Source organism: Myroides sp. LoEW2-1 (assembly GCF_009767705.1).
GTDB lineage: Bacteria > Bacteroidota > Bacteroidia > Flavobacteriales > Flavobacteriaceae > Flavobacterium > Flavobacterium album_A.
Map to the genome: position 1 here is coordinate 1 of NZ_WSPP01000323.1, position 9,484 is coordinate 9,484.

11 protein-coding genes are annotated in these 9,484 nt (G+C 32.4%); 2 read left to right on the forward strand and 9 right to left on the reverse strand.

Features of this window, described 5'->3' with window-relative positions:
• Window positions 1–290 precede the first annotated feature (290 nt).
• Together GOQ24_RS15245 and GOQ24_RS15250 are read left to right on the forward strand one after the other, a co-directional pair.
• Entirely contained in the window at window positions 291–704 is a 414-nt protein-coding gene (locus GOQ24_RS15245) for a cold-shock protein (protein ID WP_155092742.1), read from the forward strand.
• Window positions 705–736: 32 nt separating this feature from the next.
• Entirely contained in the window at window positions 737–928 is a 192-nt protein-coding gene (locus tag GOQ24_RS15250; protein WP_155092743.1) for a cold-shock protein, read from the forward strand.
• Between the two features lie 216 nt (window positions 929–1,144).
• Here GOQ24_RS15250 and wecB read toward each other — a convergent pair whose 3' ends face one another.
• The 9 genes from wecB to rfbB form a co-directional block, all read right to left on the reverse strand.
• Window positions 1,145–2,263, reverse strand: coding sequence for a non-hydrolyzing UDP-N-acetylglucosamine 2-epimerase (gene wecB / locus GOQ24_RS15255; RefSeq protein ID WP_155092744.1), 1,119 nt, complete (start codon window positions 2,261–2,263; stop codon window positions 1,145–1,147).
• Between the two features lie 55 nt (window positions 2,264–2,318).
• Complete coding sequence (locus GOQ24_RS15260; RefSeq protein ID WP_155092745.1) at window positions 2,319–3,524, reverse strand: hypothetical protein; 1,206 nt, start codon at window positions 3,522–3,524, stop codon at window positions 2,319–2,321.
• The gene (locus GOQ24_RS15265; RefSeq protein WP_155092746.1) at window positions 3,511–4,770 is read right to left on the reverse strand and encodes an O-antigen translocase; all 1,260 of its coding nucleotides are present in this window, start codon (window positions 4,768–4,770) and stop codon (window positions 3,511–3,513) included. Before GOQ24_RS15265 ends, GOQ24_RS15260 begins: the two co-directional genes overlap by 14 nt.
• Window positions 4,770–5,867 carry a DegT/DnrJ/EryC1/StrS family aminotransferase gene (locus GOQ24_RS15270; protein WP_155092747.1) on the reverse strand — a complete coding sequence of 366 codons (1,098 nt, stop codon included), beginning with the start codon at window positions 5,865–5,867 and terminating at the stop codon, window positions 4,770–4,772. The genes GOQ24_RS15265 and GOQ24_RS15270 overlap by 1 nt, the downstream gene beginning before the upstream one ends.
• 24 nt (window positions 5,868–5,891) lie before the next feature.
• Window positions 5,892–6,389, reverse strand: coding sequence for an acyltransferase (locus GOQ24_RS15275; RefSeq protein WP_155092748.1), 498 nt, complete (start codon window positions 6,387–6,389; stop codon window positions 5,892–5,894).
• Window positions 6,376–6,795, reverse strand: coding sequence for a sugar 3,4-ketoisomerase (locus GOQ24_RS15280; RefSeq protein WP_155092749.1), 420 nt, complete (start codon window positions 6,793–6,795; stop codon window positions 6,376–6,378). The genes GOQ24_RS15275 and GOQ24_RS15280 overlap by 14 nt, the downstream gene beginning before the upstream one ends.
• Complete coding sequence (locus tag GOQ24_RS15285; protein WP_155092750.1) at window positions 6,788–7,195, reverse strand: sugar 3,4-ketoisomerase; 408 nt, start codon at window positions 7,193–7,195, stop codon at window positions 6,788–6,790. The genes GOQ24_RS15280 and GOQ24_RS15285 overlap by 8 nt, the downstream gene beginning before the upstream one ends.
• A 2-nt stretch (window positions 7,196–7,197) precedes the next feature.
• Window positions 7,198–8,067 carry a glucose-1-phosphate thymidylyltransferase RfbA gene (gene rfbA, locus GOQ24_RS15290; RefSeq protein WP_160340078.1) on the reverse strand — a complete coding sequence of 290 codons (870 nt, stop codon included), beginning with the start codon at window positions 8,065–8,067 and terminating at the stop codon, window positions 7,198–7,200.
• Window positions 8,068–8,209: 142 nt separating this feature from the next.
• Window positions 8,210–9,259, reverse strand: a complete 1,050-nt coding sequence (rfbB, locus tag GOQ24_RS15295) for a dTDP-glucose 4,6-dehydratase (RefSeq protein ID WP_160340079.1) — start codon at window positions 9,257–9,259, stop codon at window positions 8,210–8,212.
• Window positions 9,260–9,484: the final 225 nt, after the last annotated feature.

The window sequence follows — 9,484 nt, forward strand, 5'->3', positions numbered from 1 at the left end:
CAATAAAGTTTTTTGCTTTTATACATATATTCCTACCAGATTATTCTTCTAAGCATCTATTCTTTATTCTCATTTAGATAATTCATATTTATCGATACGAGAAGAATATAAAACAGCACCACAATCTGGTCTTCTTTTCCTATCTACAAGTTATTTGACTAGCTGAAACTAGCACACTACTTATAATATGTTTAACAGTTTGAGTTCTGTTTACCCATTAAGTATTCTGACACAGTGCAGATCGCTTAATACTAACTCAAGGATTAGATAATTATAAAATACAAATATTTATGGCAGACTCTTTTTCTAAGAAAGAAAAGATTAAAAAGAAGTTACAAAAACAAAAAGAAAAGGCTGAACGCAGAGAAGACCGAAAAACCAACAACAACAAAGGTAAGGACTTAGAGGATATGCTTGTTTATGTAGATTATTTAGGAAACTTAACAGACATCCCACCTGATCAGCAAGAAAAGGAAAGAGAGAAAACTAAACAACCTAAGAACCAAACAACAGAGTTCAAAGGAATAATAACCTTTATAAGTGAGAAAGGATTTGGATTTATCACTGAAGAAGGAACAAAAGAAAACGTGTTTATTCACAGTAATGATGTAGGTTTCCCACTGCAAAAAGGAGAGCTAATATCTTATCAGAAAGAAGAAAACGCTAAAGGTATTAGAGCTGTGAAAGTGCAGAAAATACAATAAACTGTTTATTACAATTTTTAAATATTTACATCATGCAAGAAGGAAAAGTAAAATTCTTCAATGAAACAAAAGGTTTTGGATTCATCACTCCAAGTAACGGAGGAGACGATATTTTCGTACATACTACAGGTTTAGTTGACCGTATCCGTGAAAACGACGAGGTTACTTACGAAGTAGAGAATGGAAGAAAAGGACTTAACGCAGTTAATGTTCGTAGAGCTTAATTACCCGTTTTAATTTAGCTCTTCTCTTAAAAGAGAATTACGCAATTACTTAAAAAGTATGAAGTTTTGACTTCATACTTTTTTTTGTTTGTTCTTGATGTAAAAAAAGTGCACTTTAAAGTGCACTTTTTTTATACTAACATACTTGCTATACTATAACTTACCTTGGATCATACAAAAGTCATCTAATACCATACTTTCCAAGTTTAATCACAATTACAATTTAGCAATAAAATCAACTATACGTTTACAAGCTTGCCCATCACCATAAGGGTTATGTAATTCTGACATTGCTGTATAATATTGCTTATCAAGTAACAATTTTGTTGCTTGGTTAACTATTAACTCTTTGTCTGTTCCCACCAAAACAACTGTACCAGCCTCTACAGCCTCAGGTCTTTCAGTTGTTTCACGCATTACAAGTACAGGTTTTCCTAAGCTTGGTGCTTCTTCTTGAACTCCACCACTATCAGTGATAATCAAATAACTTTGATTCATTAACCAAACAAAAGAGGGATAAGCTAATGGATTTATCAACTGTATATTTTCAATATCAGATAAAATTTTATAAACTGGTTCTTTCACATTCGGATTCAAATGCACTGGATAAATAATCTGCACATTATCATGTGCTATTGCAATTTCCTTTAAAGCTTCACAAATACGTATAAATCCATCTCCGTGATTTTCACGTCTATGTCCTGTTACTAATATTAATTTTTTATTGAAATTGACAATTTGCTTTAGATACTCAATTTCTTGAATTTCTACATCCTCTACTCGATCCACACTATCTAAAAGTGCATCAATAACAGTATTACCAGTAACTAGAATATCTTCCTGACTTATATTCTCTTTAATTAAATTCTCTTTTGAAGCATTTGTCGGAGCAAAATGATAATCTGCAACGCGCCCTGTAATCTGTCTATTAATCTCCTCTGGAAAAGGAGCACGTTTATTATGAGTTCGCAATCCTGCCTCTACATGACATACTTTAGCACCACTATAAAAAGCAGCAATACTCCCAGCCATAGTAGTAGTTGTATCGCCATGTACATAAACGTAGTCAGGTTCAAAATCTTCTAATATTGGCTTTAAACCAGTAATAATTTCACCTGTCAAAGAATACAGGTTTTGATTGGGTTTCATCAAATTTAAATCATACTCTGGTTCAATTCCAAAAAAAGACAAAACTTGATCAAGCATTTCTCTATGCTGTGCTGTTACACAAACACGAGTATCGAACTCATCGCTACGCTTTTTAAATTCCTTTACTAAAGGCGCCATTTTAATCGCCTCAGGACGTGTACCAAATATTATTAAATTCTTTTTCATACTAATTTACATTTACTCTTTCATTAATACTCATAACTAATGAAAAGACAACAATTTATTTCAATAAACTGTTTTTAAATCGTTTAATCTTAAATAAAATACCATAAATAAAAACTTTATTAAACTTAGTCTTTCTAAAGCTTATACTATCTAAAGTACTAGATACTGCTCTATGATATAACTCATTACACGTGTGCTCTATGGTGTGGTACTGCTTAAAGTAGTTATAACATTCATTCTCAATCGCTGCTAATTTACCATTAGTTATCACGTCAATTACTTCATCGAAACTATGATTGTACACAACCTCTTTCTTATACTCATCTCCTACTGAATAACGCGTTGACTCATACAACCATCTAAATTGGTTATTCATCTGCATTTCTTCAAAAGACAAATCTACTAAGATAATAGCCTTCTTTAAGCTAGCGACCTCTAAAGTAGAGGTTCCCATCCCAAACATAACATCAATATTTTGATAAATAAAATCGTATAATTCAGCCCCAGTTACAACTCCATGAAAACAAATACTAACATTTCTTGGCAAACTCTCTTTCTCCACTAAGTAACGACATTCTCCATCCCCGATAATATGAAATATAAACTGTTGATCATGATTAGTTAAAGCACGAAGTTTTAAATGTCTTAAAACATTAATCAAAGGATTAACTTTTTCAATACACAACCTACCTAGCCATCCCAAATGAATTGTAGCTGTCGGTACCTTTTTAGATACAAGTGGTACTTGTTTCTCTAAACAGAAAATAGGTAAAAAATCTTCTTTATGCAATGAGAAGTTAAACTTATCTCTCTGATAGTCTACATTGGAACCATCCATAAAAACAACAGCATTATGATTTAATAAAGCATTAATATCAGAAGTAAAATCAGTATACTTAAATCTAGAGAACTTGCAGTAAGTCGCTACTCGCTCATACAATCCTGCTGGATGTATAGACCAAAACAAAATACTGTAATTGCCTTTCAAACTAATGTTGACCCAAAAAGCAGAGGAAAAAGGACAAATAACAATTTGATTCTCTTTTAATTTCACTTTCACCAAATCACTATAGACTATGAATTCAACACTCTTAGATCCACTCAGCTCTCGCGCTACAAACCCGTCAGCATAGTCAATATACTGAACTTTTAGATTCATTTGTTCTGCCATAAACAAAGCGCTACGCATAAATAAATACTCTGCACCACCAACAACCTTACTAGGATAAAAAAAAACAATAGTTTTGTTAAACTCTTCCATTTCTAAATAAATAGTCTTTAAAGTAGATACTCATAAACACAAAATAACCAATATAATTAAAGAAAAAAGCAAGTGTAGCACCTTTAACTCCGTAAATTGGAATCATGATATAAGATAAAACAACATATAAAACCGAAAAAATAATTTCTGTAATAATATAGACTTTAGTTAATGCTTTTGCTAACATCAAATAAGCCAACAAGAAAGCTGCAATTTTAAATATATCACCTAACAATTGCCACAAAAACAACTCTTCCATTATATAAAATTCAGGTGTATATAAAATCCTAATTACAAAAAACCTAAGTACATACATTATAAGACAACTAACTACCACTAAAGGCATTATAAGCTTAAAACCTTTATACAACTCGCGAGTGATATCCTCTCTATCAATAAGAGTAGATAACTTAGGCAAATAGTATGTACCTAAGGCTGTATTAATGATTAATAAGTAAGCATCAGAAACTCTTATCATACCTTGCCAAATACCAGCAGAATCAATCCCCATATTAACAGTCAACATATTTCTAATAAGAATTTGTGCTACAGGAACAGTCATTGCACTAACAATAGCCATAAGGCTATATCCACTTAATTTCTTCGCTATATCTCTATCATAAAGACTCCATTTAATTTCATGCACAATCAGTTTTTTCTTGTACACGATAAATAGAGACACGAAAAATATAGCAGTTTGTGACAATATCAATGCTAATAAAGCCCCTTCTATTTGAAAAAAGTAAACTAATACACATGTTAATACAAGTCCCAAAAGACTCCCTGCCATATTAACAATAGAATATATTTTTATTAATCCTTTTCCGTTTAATACAGATATTAATAAACTATTTAATGCATAAAAAACAATAGTAACACCCAAGACACGCACAATAGTTCCATACTGAGAAGTTGCAAAAATCAGTGTAGATAACCAGTTAGAAAGCGCCAATAGTAAAGCTCCTATTGCCAAAGAACACAATACAGAAATGCGGAACGAAGTACTAAAAAGCTTCTTACTTTTTTCTACATCATCTTGATATTCAGCAGTATACTTAACAACTCCTGTTTGAATAGCTCCATTGGCAAAGGCTAACACAATATTCAAGAAATTTCCAAAAGCTCCAATGGTTGCCACACCTGCAGCCCCTACAAACATAGCGACTATTTTTGTGGAAACAAATGCAGCAGTAGTCTTTACAATAGTAATTAATCCGGAATATAATGTTGTACTTATTAATTTCATTAAAACTTATTCAAACAATCAATAATATAAGCTACATCTTTATGTTCGATTACCTCGCTTATTGGCAGACTCAAAACTTGAGTATGAAGTAATTCACTAATAGGCAAATGCAATTCTTTCATCTCTTCGTATGCTTTTTGTTTATGAGGAGGAATTGGATAGTGAATTAAAGTTTGAATACCATTTTCTAAAAGGTAGTTTTGTAAAGCTTCACGTTGATTTGTTCGAATTACAAATAAGTGCCAAACATGAGCATCTATTTTCTCTACTTTAGGCAAAATAATCTTGCTGTTTTTAATTCCTGATAAATACATATTTGCTACGGCTCTACGCTTTTCTATTACAGTAGCTAATTTCCCTAACTTAATCTCTAAAAAAGCTGCATTCATCTCATCTAAACGACTGTTAACCCCTTTGTATAAGTTTTGATATTTTACATGTGATCCATAATTTAATAGCGCACGAATTACAGTTGCTAACTCATCATCATTAGTCGTTACAGCACCTGCATCTGCCAAGGCACCTAAGTTCTTACCTGGATAGAAACTATGTCCTGCTGCATCCCCAATTCCTCCAGATACTTTTCCATCTAACTGAGCTCCATGAGACTGAGCTCCATCTTCTATTACTTTAAGATTATGATTTTTTGCTATTGCATTAATGGCTTTCATATCGGCTAATTGTCCATATAAATGTACCACTAAGATAACTTTCGTTTTAGGTGTTATATGATTTTCTATTAGATTAGGATCCAAATTAAATGTATCCATATCAGGTTCTACTAATATTGGCACCAAATTATTAGCCGTAATAGATAGAATACTTGCTATATAAGTATTAGAAGGTACGATAACCTCATCTCCATCTTTTAATATCCCTAATTCTTTATATGCACGTAAAATTAACACTAAAGCATCTAATCCATTTGCTACTCCTATAGCATGCTTTACTCCACAGTATTTTGCATACGACTCTTCAAATGCTTTTACATTGTTACCTTGTAAGAACCAACCTGAATCTAAAGTTTGTTCAAAGGCTTGTTGAAAATCTGCTTTATACAGATTATTTATCTTTTGTAAATCTAAAAACTTAATCATATTCTCTATTTTGTTAATCAAATACTACTTTTCAGCAGGAGTAATTTCTCCTTCTGCCGAAATAAAACCTTTCAACTTAGCAGGATTTCCGTAATAAACACCAAAAGGTTCAACATCTTTAGTTACTACGCTACCTGCACCTATTAATGCCCCTTCACCAATTGTAATTCCACCTAGTAAAGTGCTGTTAGCTCCAATAGAACAACCTTTTTTCAAAACAGTTTGTTCAAATCGCAAAGGATACACCTTAGATCTGGGAATTAAATCATTTGTAAACGTTACATTAGGTCCAATAAAACAATTGTCCTCCACCTTTATACCATCCCATAGTTGAACACCAGATTTTACAGTTACATTATCTCCAACAACAACATCATTCTCAATAAAAACATTACAATTTATATTGCAATTTTTGCCAATTTCAGCCTGTTTCAAAACAACTACGAATTGCCAAATTTGTGTACCTTCTCCGATATTAACACTTTGCACATCGGCTAAAGGATGAATCTTAACCTCTTTCATAATATGCTAAATAATCATTGTAATTTCTAAAATAATCTGCTTCATCATAACCATGCGAAGCTAATACTAAACAAATTGAACCACTTGAGAAATTAATTTCTGTTGCCCAAATGCCAGGAGGAATATGTAAACCAACATCTGCTCTATTGAGAAACACTCTCTTTTTATCAACACCATCATCTAAAATAACATCAAAAGATCCGCTCGCAGCAATTAGAAATTGATGACATTCTTTATGAGCGTGATTCCCTCTTTCTTCTCCTCCTTTAATATCATAGAGATAAAAAACTCGTTTAACATTAAATGGTAAATCTTTGTTGTTTTCAACAGGTGTTATGCATCCAGCATCATTGTCTATTTTAGGTAATTGTATAATTTTACAATCCGCAAGAGATACTCTATTCATGTTGATTTCTTAATTTAATAAATTCATCAAAATCACGGATATAATCAGTCTCACTATATCTTGTACTCGCCAAAACAAAAGCTAAGGCATTAGACGAAAAATTTCTTATTGTTCTCCAATATAATTTAGGTACCAATACACCTTTATTGCTTCGGTTTAAAGAAAAAACTTGTTCTTTTTCTCCGTCATGTAACACTACATCAAAAGATCCCGACAAAGCCACAATTAGCTCTTGCTGCTCTTTAAAAGCATGACTACCTCTAATCTCTCCACCAGGAACATCATATATCCAATATACTCGTTCAATAACAAAAGGTATATTTACTAACTCTTGAATAATTGATAAACTACCACGTTTATCAGCGAACTTAGGTAAATCTATTAATTGCGGTTCTTTCATTTCTATTTAGCAATGCGTTTCAAGTATTCAAAATAATCTCCTTTTAAATCCTTTATATTTTCAAAAACTGATTCTTTAGTTATAAATTTCATGAGAATAGCAATCTCTTCTAAACAAGCAATTTTTAAACTTGTGCGTTTCTCAACCGCTTTAACAAACTCAGTTGCTTCAGTTAGTGACTCATGTGTTCCTGTATCTAACCAAGCAAATCCACGCCCCATAGTTTGTAACTTTAATGTATCATTAGTTAAATAAGCTTGATTCACAGAAGTAATTTCTAATTCACCTCTATGAGAAGGTTTTACTTGTTTTGCAATTTTAACGACAGAATTGGGATAAAAATATAATCCTACAACAGCATAATTAGATTTAGGTGCAACTGGCTTTTCCTCCAAACTCAAGACATTTCCATCTTTATCAAACTCAGCTACGCCATAGCGTTCGGGATCATTTACATAATATCCAAACACTACCGCCTTCTGTTCATTTTTCACGGTTTCTACTGATTTATTCAATATTTGTTGTAATCCAGCCCCATAAAAAATATTGTCTCCCAACACTAAACATACATCGTCATTACCTATAAACTCCTCCCCTATAATAAAAGCTTGTGCTAACCCGTCAGGAGTTGGTTGTTCAGCATAACTTAATTGGATACCTAATTGACTCCCATCTCCAAAAAGCTTTTGAAAATTAGGCAAGTCATGTGGCGTGGAAATAATCAATATCTCACGAATACCTGCCAACATCAAAACTGACAATGGATAATAAATCATCGGTTTATCATATATTGGCAACAATTGTTTTGATACTGCTAATGTGAGAGGGTGTAATCTGGTACCAGAACCTCCAGCTAATATTATTCCTTTCATATTTTTTTAAGCCTTTTTGTCTTCTTGAGATTTTGTTTTTAGATATGCTCTGCAGCAAAAAAACAAATCAACAATCTATTATTAATCGCAAAGTATTGTACCTTTGCATCTCTATAAACCCTTAACAGTAAACTGTCAACTATTACTTATATTGCTCTTTGTAGTAATCTTGATATGCTCCACTGGTCACATTCGCTAACCACTCTTGATTATTCATATACCAATCAATTGTCTTGGCTAACCCTTCTGGAAAGGTTACAGAAGGACTCCACCCTAATTCCTTATTAATCTTAGTAGCATCAATAGCATAACGTAAATCATGTCCTGGTCTGTCTTTGACAAAAGTAATTAGTTGCTCACTCTCACCTGCGGTACGACCTAACACTTGATCCATCTGCTTACACAATTCTTTCACTAAGTCAATATTCTGCCACTCATTAAATCCTCCAATATTATATGTCTCTGTATTACCTCCTTTGTGAAACACATCGTCTATAGCTCTTGCATGATCAATGACAAATAACCAATCACGTGTATATTTTCCATCTCCATAGATTGGCAATGGTTTATTGTGAATTATATTGTGTATACACAAGGGGATTAACTTCTCTGGGAAGTGATTCGGTCCATAATTATTAGAGCAATTACTAATTACATAGGGCATATTATAAGTCTCACCATAAGCACGTACAAAGTGATCTGAACTTGCTTTAGATGCAGAATAAGGTGAATTAGGATCGTAGGATGTTGTTTCTGTAAAAAGACCACTTTCCCCTAAAGTTCCATAAACCTCGTCCGTACTAACATGGTAAAAACGCTTGTCCTGCCAATTGTCCTGCCATAGTGCTTTAAATGCTTGAAGTAGATTCACAGTACCTATGACATTTGTTTTAACAAAAGCTAATGGATCAGTAATAGAACGGTCAACATGTGACTCTGCCGCTAAGTGAATTACTCCATCAAACTGTTCTTTTTGAAACAACTCTTGTATAAATTCTTCATCAGTGATATCACCTTTTACAAAAGTATAATTAGCAGCATTTTCAATATCTCTAAGATTTTCTAAATTACCTGCGTAAGTTAGAGCATCAAGGTTATAGATATGATATTCAGGATATTTTAATACAAATTGTCGAACAACATGAGAGCCAATAAAACCAGCTCCACCAGTGATTACAATCTTTTTCTTCATTTTTTTACCTCAATTAAATTCTATTCTTTTTATTAGTTAATACCTTGTAATCAATATTTATCCATAATCGATATAACAAAAACTAACAAAACTATTCTAAACTCTTTTATTTTTTGATTGAATACTCTTAAAAGTAATGCAATCTTAATTCCAAACGAATAAGAGTCATTTCTTATTGTAATGTAGCAAAATTAAACCATTACAATGAAAAACACTATCTATTTC

Bases quoted from the DNA above. Each gene is read 5' to 3' on its own strand.
- GOQ24_RS15245 (WP_155092742.1), top strand. From the start codon at position 291: ATGGCAGACTCTTTTTCTAAGAAAGAAAAGATTAAAAAGAAGTTACAA.
- GOQ24_RS15270 (WP_155092747.1), bottom strand. From the start codon at position 5,867: ATGATTAAGTTTTTAGATTTACAAAAGATAAATAATCTGTATAAAGCA.
- GOQ24_RS15260 (WP_155092745.1), bottom strand. From the start codon at position 3,524: ATGGAAGAGTTTAACAAAACTATTGTTTTTTTTTATCCTAGTAAGGTT.
- rfbA (WP_160340078.1), bottom strand. From the start codon at position 8,067: ATGAAAGGAATAATATTAGCTGGAGGTTCTGGTACCAGATTACACCCT.
- GOQ24_RS15285 (WP_155092750.1), bottom strand. From the start codon at position 7,195: ATGAAAGAACCGCAATTAATAGATTTACCTAAGTTCGCTGATAAACGT.
- wecB (WP_155092744.1), bottom strand. From the start codon at position 2,263: ATGAAAAAGAATTTAATAATATTTGGTACACGTCCTGAGGCGATTAAA.
- GOQ24_RS15250 (WP_155092743.1), top strand. From the start codon at position 737: ATGCAAGAAGGAAAAGTAAAATTCTTCAATGAAACAAAAGGTTTTGGA.
- GOQ24_RS15280 (WP_155092749.1), bottom strand. From the start codon at position 6,795: ATGAATAGAGTATCTCTTGCGGATTGTAAAATTATACAATTACCTAAA.
- rfbB (WP_160340079.1), bottom strand. From the start codon at position 9,259: ATGAAGAAAAAGATTGTAATCACTGGTGGAGCTGGTTTTATTGGCTCT.
- GOQ24_RS15275 (WP_155092748.1), bottom strand. From the start codon at position 6,389: ATGAAAGAGGTTAAGATTCATCCTTTAGCCGATGTGCAAAGTGTTAAT.
- GOQ24_RS15265 (WP_155092746.1), bottom strand. From the start codon at position 4,770: ATGAAATTAATAAGTACAACATTATATTCCGGATTAATTACTATTGTA.